We start from the raw sequence: 19,340 nt of genomic DNA, 5'->3' as shown, positions 1-19,340 counted from the left end.
GATTTCGCCGTGCGCTGGCTCAGGATTGCCATAGCTTCAACCGTTGGCCTGCTGTCGCTGATTGTGTTGTTGTCCGCCCAGGCAGCGACAACCGGCTGGTCAACCCTGCTCGACGACAAGGGCAACCTGCCGATCGACGAAGTCCGTGCCGCGCAGCACCAGAACCAGTTCAGCCCGCGCGAACCTGACAGCATCACCGCCGCCGGCCGCGACAGCGCCTTGTGGCTGCACTACCGGCTGCAACCTGGTAACCATGAACAATTGCTGCGCATTTTTGCCCCGGACCTGGCCAGCGCCGATCTGTACGTGTTCAAGGGCGAACACCTGATCGACCAGCAGCGCACCGGCAATACGGTGCCCAAAGACAGTCAGCGCCTGCCCTCCAACGACTTCCTCCTGCCCGTGCCGCAAAGCGATGCGCCACTGGACCTGTACCTGCGCCTGGTCTCGACCCAGAACATGCGTCCTGATATCAGCCTGCAACCGGCCATCGACAGCGCCGCCAACGAGCATGAGCCGTTTCTGGCCGGGCTGATGTTCGGGCTGCTGGGCATGCTGATCCTGCAGAACATCGCCCGCTACACCCATAGCCGCTCACGCACCAACCTGTGGCTGGCGGCGTGCGAAGCCCTGCTGGCGCTCAGCGCCCTGCTGCTGCTCAACCGGCTCAACGTATTCGACAGCTGGCACATCCCGCAGACGCCCAGCGCGCATCTGGCGCTGTTGGTCGCGGCCATCACCGGCCTGATGTACACCTTTTGCTTCTTCGCCCATCGCAAGGCCCACGCGCTTGATCGCCTGCTGTTGGTTGACGGGGTCCTGATGGCACTCGGTGCGCTGCTGGTGCTGGCGGGCAATCATCTGGCAATCAACCTGATCACCTTCCTGCTGGTCAGCCTGACCATCCTGAGCATTCTCGGGGTGTCGATCTGGCACTGGCTCACCGGCTATCGCTCCGCGCGGCTGTTCGTGTTGTCGATGGTGATCTTCACGCTGGGCTTCATGGTGCTGCTGCCCGGCATGCTGTGGCTGAGCCTGATCCCGCCGCAGTGGCTGATCCTGATTCTGCTGGGCGTGTTCTGCATCAGTGGCCTGTTGATGAACACCGCCATGAGCGAGCGCCAGCGCAGCATTGCCCAGGACAAGTTCAGCATCAGCCGCGACGAAGCCGCCAGCACGGCAGAAATCAACGCCAAGGCCGAGTTTCTGGCCAAGATCAGCCACGAGATCCGCACCCCCATGAACGGCGTGCTGGGCATGACCGAGCTGCTGCTGGACACGCCGCTGTCGGTCAAGCAGCGCGATTACGTGCAGACCATCCACACCGCTGGCAACGAACTGCTGAGCCTGATCAACGAAATCCTCGACATCACCAAGCTTGAATCCGGGCAGATCGAACTGGACGACGTGCAGTTCGATATCAGCGCCCTGATCGAAGACTGCCTGAACATCTTCCGGGCCAAGGCCGAGCAACAGAATGTCGAGCTGATCAGTCTGGTTCAGCCCCAGGTGCCACGGGTCATCAGTGGCGATCCGACGCGGCTGCGCCAGACCCTGCTGAGTCTGCTGGAAAACGCCCTGAAAAAGACCGAGGGGGGTGAAATCCTGCTGGTGGCGGCCCTCGACAGCCGCGCCGGCAAGCCGCGCCTGCGCATTGCCGTGCAGGACACCGGCGAAGCGCTGTCGAGCGAAGAACGCGAGGCGCTGCTGCACACCGAGCTGCACAGCAAGAATTTCCTGGCCTCCAGCAAGCTGGGCGGGCACATGGGACTGGTGATTGCCCGGCAACTGATCATGCTCATGGACGGCGACTTCGGCATCCAGAACAGCGCAGGCCTGGGCAATACCCTGTGGCTGAGCCTGCCGTTGCCCGCCCACCTGCTGGAACAGCCGACCCTGGACCTGGACAGCCCGCTCAAGGACGCGCGCCTGCTGGTGGTCGATGACAACGACACCTGCCGCAAGGTGCTGGTGCAACAGTGCTCGGCGTGGGGCCTGAACGTCAGCGCCGTGGCCTCCGGCAAAGAGGCCCTGGCGTTGCTGCGCACCAAGGCGCACTTGCGTGACTATTTCGACGTGGTCTTGCTCGACCAGAACATGCCCGGCATGACCGGCATGCAACTGGCGGCCAAGATCAAGGAAGACCCGAGCCTGAACCACGACATCCTGCTGATCATGCTCACCGGCATCAGCAACGCCCCGAGCAAGATCATCGCCCGCAACGCCGGGATCAAGCGCATCCTGGCCAAGCCGGTGGCCGGCTACACGCTCAAGACCACCCTGGCCGACGAACTGACGCAGTTGAACAAGGGGGGCGCCTACGCCTCGCCCGAGCAGGCGCAGGTTCTGGTCAGCCCGATCAGCGTGCCCAGCGACTTCCGCATCCTGGTGGCCGAAGACAACACCATTTCGACCAAGGTGATTCGCGGCATGCTGGGCAAGCTCAACCTCAAGCCCGACACGGCCAGCAACGGCGAGGAAGCGCTGCGGGCGATGAAGGCCCAGCGCTATGACCTGGTGCTGATGGATTGCGAAATGCCGGTGCTCGACGGTTTCTCGGCCACCGAGCAACTGCGGGCCTGGGAAGTGGGTAACCAGCGGGTACGCACCCCGATCGTGGCGCTGACCGCGCACATCCTGACCGAACACAAGGACCGCGCCCGCCAGGCCGGCATGGACGGTCACATGTCCAAGCCGGTGGAGTTGTCACAACTGCGCGAGCAGATCGAATTCTGGCTGGCCCAGCGTAACCAGGCACGCAGCCTGACCCAGCAGCAGAACTGAAGACCGACCGCTGGTAGACTGCGCGCACCCTCCCCCTCGCGAGCGCGAACCATGCTCCATGTGCTGTCCAGCGTGTACCTGAAGATGCTGGTGCTTTATAGCCCGTTCTTCGTTTTGTCCTGTTTCATCAGCCTGACCCGTGGCCATTCGCGCAAGGAGCAGAAGCGCCTGGCCTGGAAGGTCGCCCTGGCGACCCTGGTGTCCAGTGTGTTGCTGTACCTGTTCGGCCGGGTCATCTTCGATCTGTTCGGCATCACCGTCGATGCGTTCCGGATTGGCGCCGGCACCGTGCTGTTCATCTCGGCGCTGGGCATGGCACAGGGCAAGTCGGCGGTGCAGACCGATAACATTCAACAGGATGTCAGCATCGTGCCGCTGACCATTCCCATCACCGTCGGCCCCGGCACCATCGGTGCTTTGCTGGTCATGGGGGTCAGCCAGCCGCACTGGGATGACAAGATCACTGCGCTGTTGAGCATCGCCCTGGCGAGCCTGACCGTGGGCCTGGTGCTGTTCATGGCCAACCGCATCGAACGCCTGCTGGGCGACCAGGGCTTGCAGATTGTCAGCCGGCTGATGGGGCTGTTCGTCTGCGCCCTGGCAGCGCAGATCATCTTTACCGGGATCAGGGGGTATCTGGTGACAACCTGAGTCTTTTCGTCCCGACGGCACATGTAACCGGCAACGCTCAGGCGGCCTGCCCGGGTGCGAACAACGGGCAGACCAGATCATGACGATGTTCACGCAGGGCCATGGCGAATGCCATGCGTAAAGGGCCATAGATATCTTCGGACAATTGCAGTCGGTGCACGCTCATGACGATATTGCCCTTGACCGCCTTGCTGCTCCAGGCGCCAAACAGTTTGCTGGCGTCCATGGGGCAATCATGGTCGAAGTGGATCTGCAAGAGCACCAGGGTGCCGTCTTCGGCAACCAGCCCCACCTGCAGACTTAAGGTCATGGCGCCGCGCCCCAGAACCTGGTCGGCCAGCAGCGTGAAACCTGCCTGTTCGATCGAGCAGCGGCTCAAGGCCACCCTGCAATTGTCGAGCAACGCCGGGTCGACGGATGATGGGCACAATGCACTGACCCAGTCCCAGAGATTGCCCGCCTGTAGACAAGGCACTGCCTGCTCGTAACTTTCACTGGCGAGCAACTTCCAGCCAAACCGCCGCGCCGACTTCAACCAGGTCTGCTGCCAGCGCGGGTAATCGGTAAAACGCGAGTATTTTTTCGAAGCGCTCAACTGCGCATACAGCGTGGAATCCAGAATATCCCGACAACCGGGCACCCCTTGAAAAAACATCAGGCAACCGGCATTGACGATCACTTCATTCGATTGCGTGCTCATGAATCACCTCCTCCTTGATAAGCCACCTGTGAAAACAGCCTGGCAATTTTTTGTTTGAACTGTGTTGCCATAACGTGCTGGAACCTCAATACGACAGCGCAGGACGCTGAGCGAACGACGCCACAGAAGTTGCAGGCGATCTTTTGAAGCAAAAGCATGTTTCTTGTTAACACACGATTTGGAAGTACCAAGCGAGCTATTTACAACAGCAGGCTCCAAGGCACGTCGAGTCCATTCGACGCCCCCTGAAGATCATGTTCCAACACCCCTCCTTGTCGCTTCAGGGCAGACGATTGAAGTAATTCAACGACTCGTCTCGCAGTCGTTGGCGGATCTTTTCACGGTAGGGCGCATAGGCTTGAGCCGAATAGCGAAAGGCACCGCCATCGATGGTGATCGTCATGCTTGATGTCGCCCTTGCGAACCACGATCCATCGGTCGTTTGAGTCTGCATTTTCAGACCACAGATCATCACATCGACAACCTCTGCTGGCTGAAGGCCACAAGGCACTACCTGCATGCTTTCGCTTCGTCCCGCCGTGAACCAGTCGTTGAAAAACGATTGTGCATGAGCGTTGCCCAGCATGCGCTCCAGTGCCTGGCTGGCGAGCCCGGACAACGCTTCGTGCCCCGCAGCCTGGATGATGGTGCTGATTGCTGACCTCAGCTCAGCCGCATCGTTGACGGTCAGAATGTCATGGGGCAGCACCCCGCTGAGCGTAAATCCGTGCTTGAAAAGGCCGCCTTGATAAGCATTGATCCAGCGTGTCCAGGCCTCCTGTCGGTCATGTTTTTCATTGGCCCTGATTTCGCAATACCTCAGGCAATCGAGAAGATCCCTGCGCATCGACTCAGGCATGCCCGAATCGAACGACACCAGGCTGTTGCCCCCCCACAAGACCTCCGGTTGCCCTTCAGGCCTGATCGATGTCATCAGGCACCTCACAAGGGATGGGCAGTATCAATGAGGTCTGCCTGCCATTCAGGAAATCCCGGATGCTCTTACGTATCGCTTCATAATTACCGGCATTCCATGTGCGCCTGGAAACAAACGCCTCGATATCGCCCACTATGTGACGCCCGGCAAAAGCCTGACTCAATGGAGTCGAACCGACAGTTTCAGTGGTTGTGAACGTCAAGAACAAAGACACCATTTGCGTTGGGGCGTCAAAGACGCTGAATTGCAAGCTGAAGGTTGAAGCCCCCCCGTCGTCGTCAGACGTCTTCAGGCCATGCTGATACAGTTGCAGGGTGATCGGATCCGTTTCTGCCAGACCGGCCATGTGCTTGAATAGCTGCCTGAACGCATCAGCCTCGACAGCCGCCAACTGCTTCAGCAAATAGTCCTCGATCATGGCCTCAAGACTGAGTGCCGCAGTGTCCTGCGGCTGGGTCTTGTAATCCTGATCATCGATGATCGTCCACCGTGCATGAAGCAAAGCGTCTGCGTAATACTTACGCCACTCTTTTGGCGACGTGAACTTATTGGAACCGACACATTTAAAATCTGCATACAGTTGAGAGGAGAGCAGAATCTCCTGAACGTCGATAGCCCGTTTCGAATCAGAAGCGTCACTGATCAACAACAGTTCGCCCGCGACCAGCCTGGCACTTGCACATTCCATTGCATTCATCCTGTATAAGCCCATGAAACGCCCAGGCCCGTTGACACAAGGCCTGAGCGCTCAAGCATAATTACCGTGGCAGGCCGGCGAAGAAGTCCTCTGCGTTGCCTTTGATGTAATCGCGCATCAGGTGTTTGTTGTCGTTGTGCGATGCCAGGTCGAAATTGAGACCGGACACCAGCTCGCGGATACTCAGGCGCGACACCGACCACTTCCAGAACAGGGCCCCGCCCGTATACGAGGCATGGTCCACTTCCAGGGCCAGGAGATAAGTGACGGGAATACCGGTAGGCGACTCCAGGCACGGCATGATGCGGAAACTAGAGATCGTGCCTTTCTTGCTGTTTTGTTCAAACAGCTTCATCAGTGCGTCATCGCCCTGCAGCTTGTCCAGCGTCAGGCTCAGCAACTGAAGTACAGCGGCCTTGTTCGGGCCGGCGATCGCACCAATCAGGTCAATGACCAGCGAATCCATCGTCAGTGATACGTCACTGCTCGAAAACTCAGTGAGGTGCTTGCCTCCCAGGCCCAGCCAACCACCATGAAACATGGCCTTTTCATAGTTTTCCAGCCATTGGAGACGGTCCAGATTACCGTTATCCTGCGCGCGGGCGGCCGCTTCGGCAAACTTCATGCTCAGCAGTACCGCGCTACGGTTTTCCGGGCTGACGCCGTCGGCGAAAGCGATCACCACCGATTCGTCGGTACCGACTGACGCCAGGTCATTGCCGCTGTCATCGGATTGAACATCCATCATGCCTGATGCGCCCGGCACGCCTTGAGGGCGACCCTCCATCAGCCGCGCACTGCGTGCGCCAGACTCGCTGACGACCTGGGGACAAGGGGGCAATCCCTTAAAATAATTGATCGATTCTTCTTTAGTAGGGGCGGTGTTGTAATTATTCTTCATGGTGCATTCCTTGCAACGTTATTTGGGTTAACGGCTCTACTGGCCGCCCCTGAAAACTAGCCGCCCACAATTAACGTAACAACCCATAACGCGTAACAAATTATATCCACCCACCAAAAAAACAACTTAGTGCACTAACGCCATCTTGCCGCCGCAAGCCATTGATCCGTCACGCCCTCCTGCATTTCCCTCAAGGTATCCGCACCCTCAACTTCAAACAAGACGGAATAATTACCTGCACAACATCCATAAACAACAATGCATGACTACAGCGCCTGACGCACAATAGAAACAATCCGCACACTGCCTGTAAGAATCGCCCTACACACCCTCGTCCCTGTTGGCGTAACCGGCCAGGGGCGAGGGGCGCAGAAACAATTTAGTCATTCACACGTTACGGCTTGGCGCCATACCAGCGCGGCGTATACACCCATTGCCCGCCACCGGCGCGGGCAAAGGTGCAGGTGGTGGACGAGCCGATCAGCACCATGGTGCGCATGTCGACCTGTTCGGGGGTCAGTTCGCCCAGCGTGATGATGCGCAGGGTCTGGCCGGGGCGGCCGATGTCGCGGCCCAGGGTCACAGGCGTCTCTGGGGTGCGGTGCTGGCGCACGATTTCCAGCGCCCGGCCCAGTTGCCAGGGGCGCGAGCGGGAGATGGGGTTGTAGAAGGCCAGCGCCAGGTCGGCCTGGGCCGCGAGGTCCAGGCGGCGTTCGATGATGTCCCAGGGCTTGAGGTTGTCCGACAGCGACATCACACAGAAATCATGCCCCAGCGGCGCGCCGGCCTGGGCGGCGGTGGCCAGGCTGGCCGAGACACCGGGCAGCATTTGCAGCTCGACGGCATGCCAGTCGGCATGGGCGGCATCGTCCGCCACTTCATGCAGGGCTTCGAGCACGGCGGCGGCCATGGCAAACACGCCCGGGTCGCCGGATGACACCACCACCACCGAACGGCCTTGTGCCGCCAGTTCAAAAGCATGCCGGGCGCGCTGCATTTCTTCGCGGTTATCAGTGCAGTGCAGCACCTGGTCCTCACGGAAGGGGCCGGCCATGCGCACATAGGTTTCATAGCCCAGCACATCCGTGGCGCGGGCCAGCTCGGCCTTGACCGCCGGCACCATCAGTTCGGCCGCGCCCGGCCCCAGGCCGATGACCGCCAGCCGCCCCCGGCGCTGGCCGATACGCTCGACATCCAGCGGTGCGGCGCCTACACCAATGGCCAGCCCGTCATGCCGGGACATCTGCAACGGTACGTCTGCCTGGCCAAACCGCACCGGCACCTGCAAGTCGGCAGCGGCCTGGTGCAGCCGCGCATCAGCCATCGATGAAATGTCACCCAGCAGGCAGGCCAGCGACTGCGCGGCAATGCCGTCCTGATGCAAGGCTGTGCGTACACGAACCGCCAGGTCATCGGTGACCTGCCCGACCTCCACCAGTACATTGCGCGGGTAGATCAGCAGCTCATCGGCGGCCGGCGCGCGCTCGGCATGGCCAACATGGATCGAGCGGGCGGCCTGTGGATCTTCGGGCAGGCGCGCCGCGCCCAGCCAGGGGGCCTGGCCTTCGATGCGCACCGTTTCACCGGCCAGCAGGTCAGAGACAAAGCGCTTGCCCTGCTCCAGGTCGCCCAGCACGTAGCCCTCGGGCGGGTTGAGCAGGCAGGTGCCAAAACGCAGCTCGCCACTGGTGGTAATCGCCGGGGTCACCTGCAGGTGCGCGGCGATCGTGCGGGCCATGACGTTGACCCCGCCCAGCCCGCCCAGCAGCGGCACCACGGCGCTGCCGTCCTCGGCCACGGCCAGCACCGGCGGCTCGGCGCCCTTTTCCAGCAGCAACGGCGCGAGCGTACGAATCACGATACCGGCCGCACACAAGGCGATGATGGGCGTGTTCTGTTGATACAGCTGACGCAGGGTCGCGCCAAAGTCGTCGTAAGTGACGTCGGCGCCTTGCACCCGCTCGCTCAGGCCATGGACCCGCGCGCCCGGATACAACTGCTGGATACGTTGCGCCGTGGCCAGGCTGCCGTTGCCGAGGATGACCAGGGCCGGGAGGTTATGGGCCATCAGCCTTGCCACCTTTCACCGGGAACAATGATCAACGAGAAGTACGGCGACGACATCGGGTCGACCTCATCGAGTGGCACGATCTTCTGGTTACTCATGGTGGCCCGCTCGACGTACAAGGCCCGGCTCGCCAGTCCCAGCTCGGCCAGCACCTGGCGCACCTTGGGAAAGTTGCGCCCCAGTTTCATGATCACCGCGGCGTCGGCATCGGCCAGCTTGTGCTTGAGTTCGTCATGCGCCAGCACCCCCGACAGCACCGACAGGCTCTGGTTGCGGTATACCAGCGGCACACCCAGCACCGAGGCGCCGCCGAGCATCGAGCACACGCCAGGGATCACCTCGGCCAGGTACTGTTCGGCCAGGCGATCGTGCAGGTACATGTAGGAGCCATAGAAGAACGGATCGCCTTCGCAGATCACCGCCACGTCGCGTCCGGCATCCAGGTGCGCGGCCACGTCCAGACTGGCCTGGTCGTAGAAATCGCTGATCACCTGTTCATATGAAAGCGGTGCAGGCAGCGCCTCGGTGGTCACCGGGTACACCAGTGGCAGCAGGGTCTGGGCTTCCTGCAGATGCCCTTCGATGATGCCGAAGGCATTGCCCTTCTTGCCCTTGGCCACGAAATACGCCACCACCGGCGACTCGCGCAGCAGGCGCAGGGCCTTGACGGTAATCAGCTCCGGGTCGCCGGGGCCCACGCCCAGCCCGATCAGTTTGCCACGCGCCTGCATCACTCGACCTCCGTGGCCAGGGCGTTGACCGCCGCCACCGCCATGGCGCTGCCACCGCGCCGGCCTTCGACGATCACGAACGGCACGCCACGACTGTCGGCCGCCAGCATCGCCTTGGACTCGGCCGCGCCGACAAAGCCCACCGGAAAGCCGATGATCAACGCAGGCTTCGGTGCGCCGGCATCGAGCATCTCCAGCAGGTAGAACAGGGCGGTCGGCGCGTTGCCGATCACCACCACGCTGCCTTCGAGGTGCTCGCGCCAACGCTCCAGGGCCACTGCCGAACGGGTGTTGCCCAGGGCCTTGGCCAGTTCCGGCACGCCGTCGTCGTGCAGGGTGCAGATGATCGGGTTATTGGCCGGCAGCCGCGAACGGGTAATGCCCTCGGAGACCATGCGCGCATCGCACAGGATCGGCGCCCCGGCGGCCAGCGCCTGGCGGCCGGCGGCGCCAGCCCCCTCGGAAAAGCGCAGGTGTTCGATCACATCGACCATGCCGCAGGCATGAATCACTCGCACGGCGAGTTTTTCCAGGTCGGCGGGAATGGTCTCCAGCCGCGCTTCGGCGCGGATGATCGCGAAGGAATTGCGATAAATTTCCTGACCATCGCGGATGTAATCAATCATGCAGTGCAGCTCCTGAGCCGGCGTTCAAAAATGCGCCGGCTGCGTCAATTGTAAGGTGGCGGGCGCGCAGCACACCGAAGCCCGGGTGCTGCGCGTCTCGCTGGTAAAGATCATAAAGGCCGGGGGCCACTGCCAGCAGGGTCAGCGGCGCCACGTGGGCACAGGCACATGAACGCGAACAACCGCTCAGGTGCGCGCCCGTATCCGCCGGCAGGTGCCCGGCCAGGGCCAGGGCATCGGCCTTGGTGTCGGCCAGGCCCTTGGCGCAACCGGCCGAGCCCGTGCAGGCCACCAGCCGCGCCAGGGGCTGTGCGACATCGGTCAGCAGCCCGGCCGCCTGCAAGGCCGCCAGCAAGGCCGGTGCGCGGGTGGCCGGCACGTTGGGCAGCAACAGGCTTTGCCAAGGGGTCAAGTGCAGGCTGGCATCGCCATACGCCTCGGCCAGACGGGCAACCTTGCGCAGCAACTCGCTGTCCAGCCGTCCCAGTGGCGGGGCGGCACCCACGGCCACCTGCCCGGCCTGCGCCTGTGGATAAAGGCCCAGATGCCGGCCGTCTGCTGCCGCTGGACGCTGCCAGCCGCACACCGCCGCATCGCGGCGCAGCGGCGGGTCGAGACGCGGCGCCAGGTGCTGCAAGAAGGCCTCGGCCGGCACGTCCTGCAACAACTGACGCATGCGCGCCTGATCGGGCCGCGCCAGGTCCAGGAACAGCGTCAGCACGGCCATCACCAGGTCATGCCCCTGCGCCAGCGGCACCGCTGCCAGCGGCCGGTCGTGTGCCGGGCAACCGGCCAGACCGAAGCCCAGCCATGGCTGACTGTCGAGCATCAAGGCCGACAACCACAAGTCGTGATGATGTTCGAGCATCGCCAGGCCTTCGCCGCCGTCCAGCGACACGGCGAACTTGGCTGACAGTTCATGCAGGCGCGGACGGTTTTCCAGCGAGGCCAGCACTTGCGCCGCCAGCGGCCGGGTATCGCACAGCATCAATGGGTCAAGCCCGGCCGTGGGGCTGAGCATCAGGTTGCGCACATCGTCGCTGGCCGGGTTGGCCGGGCCGCAGCCGGCGGCCATCAGCTCGCCGGCCAGAACCTGGTGATCGCCGTCGATGCCGCGAATCTGCAGGTTGGCCCGATTGGTCAGCTCGATCACGCCTTGGGCATGTTGCTCGGCCGCCGTGGCCACCGCCAGCGCCTGCGCCTGGCCAAGCACGCCACCGGCCAGCTTGATGCGACAGATGCCACCGTCGCGCGCCGCGACGATACGCAGCAACCCCGGACAGGCCGAGGGGCGCGGTGTGGCGATTGCAGGGCGAACGGACTGCGGCTCGTTCAAGGGGTCACCGATGCGAACTTGCGGGATAAGACAGGGGAATGCGGCAGACACATGGGTGCCTCTAAAAACGTAGGCGAGGCAGTCAGCGCAAGGCAAAAACAGGCGAAAAAGCGGAGTTTACAGGTTGTAAATGAGCATTTTGAGCCTGTTTTTAACGCAGCGATGACAACGCAGGTAGTTTTTAGAGGTGCCCACATGTGCCTGACAGGCGCGGTATTATGCCTGCTTTGGCGGCAGGCATGAAAAACGCTCTGTCGGAAGTTCGCATCGAGGTCGTTATGACACCCTGGCTCACTGTGGTTGGAATTGGCGAAGACGGCTACAAGGGCCTGGGGCGCCAGGCCCGGCATGCCCTGCTCAAGGCTGCGCAAGTGTTCGGCAGCACACGTCAGCTCGACCTGCTGCCGCCGTGCATTGCCGCGCAGCGGCACGCCTGGCCCAGTCCGTTTTCCTTGAATGCCGTGTTGCAGCGCCGGGGTACGCCGGTGTGCGTGCTGGCCAGCGGCGACCCGATGCTGTTCGGCGTCGGCGTCAGTCTGTCGCGGGTGGTGGCGCTGGATGAAATGAGCGTGCTGTCGGCGCCCTCGTCCTATTCCCTGGCGGCGGCGCGCATGGGTTGGGCCTTGCAGGATGTGGTCATGCTGTCAGTGGTCGCCCGCCCCCTGGCCGCTGTCAGCGCGTATCTGCATCACGGCATGCGCCTGCTGGTGCTGAGCAACGACAGCACCAGCCCGGCCGCGCTGGCGGTGCTGTTGCGCGAGCGCGGCTTCGGCCCCAGCCACATGACCGTGCTGGAGCACTTGGGTGGCACGGTCGAGCGCCGGGTCGAGGGCGCCGCCTGCGACTGGGGCACACCCGAGATCGCCGCCCTGAACCTGGTGGCCATCGACTGCCGCGCCGAGCCTGGCACACTGCGCCTGAGCCCGCTGGCCGGCCTGCCGGACCATGCTTATGCGCATGACGGCCAGTTGACCAAGCGCGATGTGCGCGCCATGACCCTGGCGCGCCTGGCGCCGGTGCCGGGCGAGCTGCTGTGGGACGTCGGCGCCGGCTGCGGCTCGATCGGCATCGAATGGATGCGCGCCCACCCGACCTGCCGCGCCCTGGCCATCGAGGCCGACGAAGGCCGCCAGCAACTGATCGAACTCAACCGCGACACCCTGGGCGTACCGGGCCTGCAGCTGGTGCGCGGCGCCGCGCCCGAGGCCCTGGCCGGGCTGGAAAGCCCGGACGCCATCTTCATCGGCGGCGGCGTCACCCGCCCCGGTGTGCTGGAGGCCTGCTGGGAGCGCTTGCGCTCCGGTGGCCGGCTGGTGGCCAATGCCGTGACCCTGCAAAGCGAAGCCACGCTGATGGCCTGGCGTGAACAGCATGGCGGCGAACTGACCCGTCTGCAGGTCGCCCACGCCAAACCCCTGGGTGAATTCGACACCTGGCGCCAGGCACTGCCGATCACCTTGCTGGACCTGGTCAAACCCTGATGCGCGAAGAAACCGCCGAACAACCCGCCCCCCTGCGCAGCGGCCTGACCACCGGCAGCTGCGCCACCGCCACCAGCCTGGCGGCTGCACGCCTGCTGCTGACCGGGCAGGCCTGCGACGCGGTGCAGATCACCCTGCCCAAGGGCAAGCAGGTGCAGATGCGCCTGGAGTTCTGTCGGCCGCTGGACGGCGGCGCTGAAGCCGCCACGATCAAGGACGCCGGCGACGACCCGGACGTGACCCACGGCGCCCTGGTGTTTGCGCACGTACGGCTGACCGGCGAACCCGGCGTGCGCTTTCTGGCCGGACGCGGCGTGGGCACCGTGACCCGCCCGGGACTGGTGCTGGGCGTTGGCGAGCCGGCGATCAACCCGGTGCCACGGCGCATGATGAGCGAGCATTTGCAGGGGCTGGCCGATGAGCACGGCCATGCCGGCGGCTTCGAAGTGACCATCGGCGTGCAGGACGGCGAGGCCTTGGCGCTGAAGACCATGAACCCGCGCCTGGGCATTCTCGGCGGCCTGTCGATCCTGGGCACCAGCGGCATCGTGCGGCCGTTTTCCTGTGCGGCCTACATCGCCTCGATCCAGCAAGGCATCGACGTGGCAGCCACCAACGGCTACCGGCACATCGCCGCCTGCACCGGCAACGCCAGCGAAGACACCATGCGCCGGGTCTACGGCATCCCCGACATTGCCCTGATCGAAATGGGCGACTTCGTCGGTGCGGTGCTCAAGCATGTGCGCAAGGTGCCGGTGGACACGCTCAGCCTGTGCGGCGGCTTTGGCAAGATCAGCAAGCTGGCCGCCCGGCACATGGACCTGCACAGCCGCCACTCCAGCATCGACCTGCCGCAACTGGCGCGCTGGGCCGCCGATGTCGGCGCCGATGCCGCCTTGCAACAGCTCATCTGCGAAGCCAACACCAGCCAGCAGGCCCTGGCGTTGTGCAGCGCCGCCGGCGTGCCGCTGGGCGATGCGGTCTGCGCTCATGCCCTGGCCTTCGCCCGCAGTGTGGTGCCGGCCAGCGTGACGGTGGAAGTCTTCGCCATCGACCGCCAGGGCGGCATCGTCGGGCATGCCACCCAAGGACCCCTGAAATGAACCGTATCCTGCTGCTTGGCGGTGTTACCGAAGCCCTGGCCATTGCCCGTACCCTGGGGCCTGAGCATATCTACAGCCTGGCCGGCGTAGGCCGGGTGCCCACCGACCTGACCTGCCAGGTGCGGGTCGGCGGCTATGGCGGCGCCGAAGGGCTGGCGCGATTCATCGATGCGCAAGGCATCGACCTGCTGCTGGACGCCACCCATCCCTATGCCGCGCAGATGAGCCACAACGCAGCGACTGCCGCGCAACTGACCGGCGTACCCTGCTGGGCCTTGCGCCGCCCGGCCTGGCAACCCGGCCCCGATGACGACTGGCGCGAAGTGGCCGACTGGGCTGAACTGACCCAGGCGCTGGCACCCTTCCAACGGCCTTTCTTCACCCTGGGTCGCGAACCCCTACAATATCTGGACGACATTCCGGCCCGGCAATTCTGGACCCTGCGCGCCCTGGACAGCGTCCCTGGTAACGCACGCTGCGACATCATCGCTGCCCGCGGGCCGTTTCACCTGGATGAAGAACGGGCGCTGTTCGAGCAGCGCCGCATCGACGTGCTGATCAGCAAGAACAGCGGCAGCCCGTCCACCGAGCCCAAGCTGCAAGTGGCCCGTGAGCGCGCAATACCGGTGCTGATCCTCAAGCGCCCGCCGCTGCCGGCGGTGGACCGCGAACTGGAGAGCGTGGCAGCGGTGCTGGCGGCCCTGTCGCAGGACGGCCACCCAGGCGGGTAGGAGATTACCCGCCGCCTTGGCGCCGCGCCAAGGCGGCACGCTGTCGCGCAGCAGATCAAGTGGTGCTTTTTAAAATGGATGAAGTCAGTCAGTTATTTTGTAGTTGATGAGCGCGCTACCGACGCTCGCTTGCTGTGCTGAAACAGCAATAGACCTTGGCAGGCAAGACGCATAGCTGCCCTGTACTCACCTGCATTTTTCAAAGGATCGCTGGCACTTTTGCCCAGGCCTGGTCGGCGCCCCGGCAACAGCCGTTATCATCGTCACTGCCCTTATCACCCGACAGGACCCGCCCCGTGCCCTTACGCTTGACCGTGATCGACCAGACGCCTGTGCACGGCGACCGCCCCGCGCTGGCGGCACCCCGCACCTCCGTAGAACTGGCCATGGCCTGCGAGGGCTTTGGCTATCACCGCTACTGGCTGGCCGAGCACCACGACAGCGTGCAATTTGCAGGGACCGCCCCGGAAATCCTGCTGACCCGCGTGGCCAGCGCCACACAGACCCTGCGCGTCGGCAGCGGCGGCGTGATGCTCAGCCACTACAGCCCGTTCAAGGTGGCTGAAACCTTTGCCTTGCTGGGCAGCCTGTTTCCCGGACGCATCGACCTGGGCATCGGCCGCGCACCGGGCGGCGGCCAGCTCAGCGCCCGCGCCCTGGCCTCGGGTATGCCGGGGCACAGCCAGGATTTTGCCCGTCAGGCCGCCGAGCTGTGCGCGTTTCTGCGTGGCACCCTGCCGTCCAGCCATCCGTTTGCCAGCCTGCACTGCCCGGTCGATGATCAGACCCGGCCTTCGCTGTGGATGCTGGGCTCCAGCGGGGCCAGTGCCGCCCTGGCCGGGCAACTGGGCATGGGCCTGGCGCTGGCACGCTTCATTGCGCCGGATACCTGCGACCCGGTGATCTTCGAGCATCACGCTCAGGCGTTCAGCGCTGCCGGCCACGGTCAAACACCACCACGCCTGCTGGCCCTGGCCGTGATCTGTGCGCCCACCGACGAGCAGGCCCGCCTTATTGCCACCACCGCGGCCTATCGCAAACTGTCCAGCGGCCAGCGCCCACAACAACCCTTGCTCAGCCCCGAAGACGTCATGGACCGCTACCGGGACATGACGCCAGAGCAGAAGCAGGCGTTCGACCAGACCCTGGACGCCATGGTGGTCGGCTCGCCCGCCACCTGCCGCCGGCAGATCCTGGCGCTGGCCGAACGGTTCGGCAGCGAGGAGATCGGCATTGTCACCGTGACCCATGCGTTCGAGGCGCGGCTGGCCAGTTATCGGTTGCTGGCACAGGCCCTACAAGGCTGAACAGGGCGCATGACGGTTACTTGCACTGACGAAATCGTCTTTTTCCGGCAGCCGTTTCCCTTTTCATTGTGCGAACTTTCCGAGAAAATCCCCGGCCCTTGCGTGGGTCATTTATCGGCACTAGGCTGCATTCGTCGCTGAATATCAGCGATCGGGATTAGCAGCCTGTTGGTAAGATGAATGCGCAAGTTTGCTTATGGCGGCTTTGCGTGGGGCACCTTCGGGTGCGCCGGTCTTGCATCTTTCCACCGGTCTGCTAACCCGCGTCAAAGCCGCCACCCTTGTACGTTTAGCAGCGTTCGTAGGGGGCTCTATTCAGGAATGATGCAATGAGCATAGTAATCCCCGCCCCACCTTCTCTCGAAGACGCCCTGCTACGGGTGTCCGACCTGCTGCGCTGCGCAGCCGCCACGGCCTATGAAAGCGGCGAAAGCCTGTGCGGTTCCAGGCGCGACCTGGCCTTCTCGACCCTGTACCTGATCGACATGGCCAAATCCGTGCTGGACGATTCATTGCAGCGGCTGGAAGCGACCGAGCTACAACCGAACTGATGTTGCTGCAAGGCCCGGCCTGGTGAGCGATAGCGAACGCTGTCAGAGCCCATTGGTGTTTCGCCAGCCGGATCTTGTGCCCCATAACGCGCCGGTCAGCTTCGCCTTGATTTTGCGGGCTGGCGCTGTAGAAGTTGACACCCTTGCACTTTTACATCCCCGCCCATTCAGGCTAAATAGCGCACTCCTTCCAGGCCACGGAGCCTGCCATGCTCAACAAGACCCTGCTACTGGCCGCCCTGCTGCTGCCGGCCCTGTTTGCCCAGGCCCATGAATACAAGGCCGGCAACCTGCTGATCGAGCACCCGTGGTCCATGCAGCTGCCGCCCAATGCACCCGCGGTGGCGGCGTATTTCGTCATCGACAACAAGGGCGATGCCGACCGGCTGCTCAGTGTCGACAGCCCCGTCGCCGGCAGCGCCCAGTTGCACGAACATGTGCATGCCGATGGCCTGATGAAGATGCAGCAGGTGCCCAGCGTCGAAGTGCCGGCCGGTGGCCAGGTGCGTTTTGCCCCCATGGCCTATCATGTGATGTTGCTGGACCTCAAGGACCGCACGCAGCTGGTCGATGGCCAGCGCTTTGAACTGGTGCTGCATTTTGAAAAGGCCGGCGCCGTACCTGTGCAGGTCATGGTCCAGAAGCAGCCACCCGAACCCGGCCAGACACCGGCCCACAGCCATTGAGTAACCGTTTGCCGTGAGCGCCCCGCGCCCAGGCCGGGCAGGCACGACCCGACCCCGCCCCCGGCGAGGTACGTGGCTGAGTCTGTTCGCCATGTTGATGATCTTTATCGGTCCGCTGATTTCCCAGTCGATGCCGATGGAGCATCACGCCGGTACGCCCATGCCCGCGGCGCATCACGCGCCTGTGGCAGCGGGTGCCGATCACGCGCATCACGCCAATGCCCATGATGCCCATGCGGCACAGGCCACCACCGACGCCAGCAGCACCGCCATGGACCATGCGCTGTGGGCCAAGTGCGGCTATTGCACCTTGCTGTTCGGCTGCCCGGCCCTGCCGCAGGTCCTGGCAATGGTGGCCATTACCCCGCCCAAACCATCGGCTTTCTATGTCGCCCTGACCCGCGAAGGCCATGCGCGGCACACCGTCTTCCTGCATGCCCTGAGCCGCGCCCCGCCACTGTCGACGCTGTCCTGATCCGCTAATCCACGCAGCCCTTGCGGCTGCGCGATCCTGACCGTCAGATGGTAAGCACCATGGCTGTTATCCTTGCTACACCTGTGCGCGCCGCTCGCCTGCACCGACAAGCGCCGCCCCCTGTTGCCCATGCCATCGCTGAACACCCGCCCAGGCCGACCTTTTGCCTGCGCGACCGGAGCGTTTGCCATGAAAAAACCTGATCGTACGTTCTATAACCTGGCCTGGCGCTGGCACTTCTACGCCGGGCTGTTCGTGGCCCCTTTCATGATCCTGCTGGCCCTGACCGGGATCATCTACCTGTTCAAGCCGCAGCTCGACACCCTGATGTACCGCGACCTGCTGCAGGTCGAGGTCGCGCATCACCGCCTCGATGCCGACCAACTGCAACAGCAGGTGCAGCATGCCTGGCCCCAAGCCACGGTGAGCAAGTACATCCCGCCGCTCGATGCCCAGGGCAGCGCGCAGTTCGTGATCCGCGACCAGGGCCGCGAGCTGAACGTGTTCATCAACCCTTACACCGGCACGCTGCTGGGCAGCCAGGACGCCAAGGACAATCTGCAGGCCATCGCCCGTGCGCTGCATGGCGAGTTGATGATCGGCACCCTGGGCGACCGGCTGATCGAGCTGGCCGCCGGCTGGGGCATCATGCTGGTGGTGTCGGGGCTGTACCTGTGGTGGCCACGGGGTAATAACGGCGGTGCCGGCGTACTCTGGCCGCGCCTGTCACGTCGCGGCCGGGCGCTGTGGCGCGACCTGCATGCGGTCACCGGGTTCTGGGGGTCGCTGCTGTTGCTGTTCATGCTGCTCAGTGGCATGACCTGGACCGGTTTCTGGGGCAAGCAATACGCCGACCTGTGGAACACCTTTCCGGCGGCCATGTGGAATGACGTGCCGCGCTCAACGCAACTGGCCGGCACGCTCAACACCGCCAGCACCCAGACCGTGCCCTGGGCGCTGGAAAATACGCCGCTGCCGCAATCGTCCGGCGACCATGCCGAGCACATGCACCATCATGGTCCGTCCAGCGGGCCGGCCGCGCCCAGGGTGACCCTGCAAGAGGTGGTCGACATCGCCACGCAGCATGGCGTCGAGCCGGGCTACAGCATCACTGCACCGAAAACCGCCGAAGGCGTGTTCACCGTCTCGGTGTTCGCCGACGACCCGCGCAACGACGCTACCCTGCACATCGACCAGTACAGCGGCAAGGTGCTGGCGCATGTCGGCTGGCAGCACTACAGCCTGGTGTCCAAGGCCACCGAGGCCGGCGTGATGCTGCACGAAGGCAAGTTCTTCGGCTTGCTCAACCAACTGTTGATGCTGCTGGTGTGCCTGATGATCCTGCTCGGCTCGGTCAGCGGCCTGGTCATGTGGTGGAAGCGCAGGCCCGAAGGCGGGCTGGGCGTGCCGCCGCTGCGCCATGACCTGCCGCGCTGGAAGACCGCCACAGCCGTGATGCTGGTGCTGGGCGTGGTCTTTCCGCTGGTGGGCGTGTCGATGCTGGTGATGTGGGGGATCGACAGTATTGTGGTACGGCGGCTTACGCCACTGCAGGCCTGACACTGCAACCTCTTG

The 19,340-nt window shown here is 63.8% G+C and carries 17 protein-coding genes and 2 pseudogenes; 10 read left to right on the top strand and 9 right to left on the bottom strand.

All coding sequences use genetic code 11. The annotated features are described in order from the left end of the window. Window positions 1-9: 9 nt before the first annotated feature. Complete coding sequence (locus ASF84_RS20810) at window positions 10-2,784, top strand: hybrid sensor histidine kinase/response regulator (protein ID WP_056840732.1); 2,775 nt, start codon at window positions 10-12, stop codon at window positions 2,782-2,784. Window positions 2,785-2,835: 51 nt separating this feature from the next. Next, window positions 2,836-3,435 carry a MarC family protein gene (locus tag ASF84_RS20805; RefSeq protein ID WP_056840731.1) on the top strand — a complete coding sequence of 200 codons (600 nt, stop codon included), beginning with the start codon at window positions 2,836-2,838 and terminating at the stop codon, window positions 3,433-3,435. A gap of 37 nt (window positions 3,436-3,472) precedes the next feature. Here the strand turns inward: ASF84_RS20805 and ASF84_RS20800 are convergent, their stop codons facing one another. The 9 genes and pseudogenes from ASF84_RS20800 to cobG form a co-directional block, all read right to left on the bottom strand. Further along, window positions 3,473-4,135, bottom strand: a complete 663-nt coding sequence (locus ASF84_RS20800; protein WP_056840730.1) for a hypothetical protein — start codon at window positions 4,133-4,135, stop codon at window positions 3,473-3,475. Between the two features lie 280 nt (window positions 4,136-4,415). Continuing rightward, entirely contained in the window at window positions 4,416-5,069 is a 654-nt protein-coding gene (locus ASF84_RS20795) for a hypothetical protein (protein ID WP_056840729.1), read from the bottom strand. Beyond that, window positions 5,050-5,760, bottom strand: coding sequence for a hypothetical protein (locus ASF84_RS20790; RefSeq protein WP_056840728.1), 711 nt, complete (start codon window positions 5,758-5,760; stop codon window positions 5,050-5,052). The genes ASF84_RS20795 and ASF84_RS20790 overlap by 20 nt, the downstream gene beginning before the upstream one ends. Before the next feature lie 70 nt (window positions 5,761-5,830). After that, on the bottom strand, window positions 5,831-6,670 hold the full coding sequence (locus ASF84_RS20785; protein ID WP_156684317.1) for a hypothetical protein: 840 nt from the start codon (window positions 6,668-6,670) through the stop codon (window positions 5,831-5,833). A gap of 394 nt (window positions 6,671-7,064) precedes the next feature. Further along, window positions 7,065-7,892: pseudogene (cobJ, locus tag ASF84_RS30315) on the bottom strand (precorrin-3B C(17)-methyltransferase); the annotation flags it as partial. A gap of 41 nt (window positions 7,893-7,933) precedes the next feature. Next, window positions 7,934-8,738: pseudogene (locus ASF84_RS30310) on the bottom strand (precorrin-3B C(17)-methyltransferase); the annotation flags it as partial. Further along, window positions 8,738-9,469 (bottom strand): precorrin-2 C(20)-methyltransferase, encoded by a 732-nt coding sequence (locus tag ASF84_RS20775; protein WP_056840725.1) that lies wholly within the window; start codon window positions 9,467-9,469, stop codon window positions 8,738-8,740. The gene ASF84_RS20775 and the pseudogene ASF84_RS30310, both read right to left, overlap by 1 nt. Then, window positions 9,469-10,095 carry a precorrin-8X methylmutase gene (locus ASF84_RS20770; protein ID WP_056840724.1) on the bottom strand — a complete coding sequence of 209 codons (627 nt, stop codon included), beginning with the start codon at window positions 10,093-10,095 and terminating at the stop codon, window positions 9,469-9,471. The genes ASF84_RS20775 and ASF84_RS20770 overlap by 1 nt, the downstream gene beginning before the upstream one ends. Further along, window positions 10,088-11,431, bottom strand: a complete 1,344-nt coding sequence (gene cobG, locus ASF84_RS20765) for a precorrin-3B synthase (protein WP_082481743.1) — start codon at window positions 11,429-11,431, stop codon at window positions 10,088-10,090. Before cobG ends, ASF84_RS20770 begins: the two co-directional genes overlap by 8 nt. Window positions 11,432-11,709: 278 nt before the next feature. On the opposite strand from cobG, the gene ASF84_RS20760 reads away from it, so the two are divergent. From ASF84_RS20760 to ASF84_RS20725, 8 genes are all read left to right on the top strand, one after another. After that, on the top strand, window positions 11,710-12,912 hold the full coding sequence (locus ASF84_RS20760; RefSeq protein WP_056840826.1) for a bifunctional cobalt-precorrin-7 (C(5))-methyltransferase/cobalt-precorrin-6B (C(15))-methyltransferase: 1,203 nt from the start codon (window positions 11,710-11,712) through the stop codon (window positions 12,910-12,912). Beyond that, window positions 12,912-14,015, top strand: coding sequence for a cobalt-precorrin-5B (C(1))-methyltransferase (locus ASF84_RS20755; protein WP_056840722.1), 1,104 nt, complete (start codon window positions 12,912-12,914; stop codon window positions 14,013-14,015). Before ASF84_RS20760 ends, ASF84_RS20755 begins: the two co-directional genes overlap by 1 nt. Next, window positions 14,012-14,746: a cobalt-precorrin-6A reductase gene (locus tag ASF84_RS20750; protein WP_056840721.1), complete on the top strand. Its 735-nt coding sequence runs from the start codon at window positions 14,012-14,014 to the stop codon at window positions 14,744-14,746. The genes ASF84_RS20755 and ASF84_RS20750 overlap by 4 nt, the downstream gene beginning before the upstream one ends. 296 nt (window positions 14,747-15,042) lie before the next feature. Continuing rightward, the gene (locus tag ASF84_RS20745) at window positions 15,043-16,053 is read left to right on the top strand and encodes an MsnO8 family LLM class oxidoreductase (RefSeq protein ID WP_056840720.1); all 1,011 of its coding nucleotides are present in this window, start codon (window positions 15,043-15,045) and stop codon (window positions 16,051-16,053) included. Between the two features lie 329 nt (window positions 16,054-16,382). Then, entirely contained in the window at window positions 16,383-16,604 is a 222-nt protein-coding gene (locus tag ASF84_RS20740; protein WP_056840719.1) for a DUF6124 family protein, read from the top strand. 209 nt (window positions 16,605-16,813) lie between these two features. Next, entirely contained in the window at window positions 16,814-17,290 is a 477-nt protein-coding gene (locus tag ASF84_RS20735; RefSeq protein ID WP_056840718.1) for a copper chaperone PCu(A)C, read from the top strand. A gap of 13 nt (window positions 17,291-17,303) precedes the next feature. Continuing rightward, entirely contained in the window at window positions 17,304-17,765 is a 462-nt protein-coding gene (locus ASF84_RS20730) for a DUF2946 domain-containing protein (RefSeq protein ID WP_056840717.1), read from the top strand. A 189-nt stretch (window positions 17,766-17,954) separates the two neighbouring features. Next, entirely contained in the window at window positions 17,955-19,325 is a 1,371-nt protein-coding gene (locus ASF84_RS20725; RefSeq protein WP_056840716.1) for a PepSY-associated TM helix domain-containing protein, read from the top strand. Window positions 19,326-19,340: the final 15 nt, after the last annotated feature.

Origin of the sequence: Pseudomonas sp. Leaf127, from assembly GCF_001423155.1 — a bacterium.
GTDB lineage: Bacteria > Pseudomonadota > Gammaproteobacteria > Pseudomonadales > Pseudomonadaceae > Aquipseudomonas > Aquipseudomonas ovata.
Note: the sequence above shows the minus strand (reverse complement) of the source record. Positions and strands in the feature narration are given on the sequence as shown.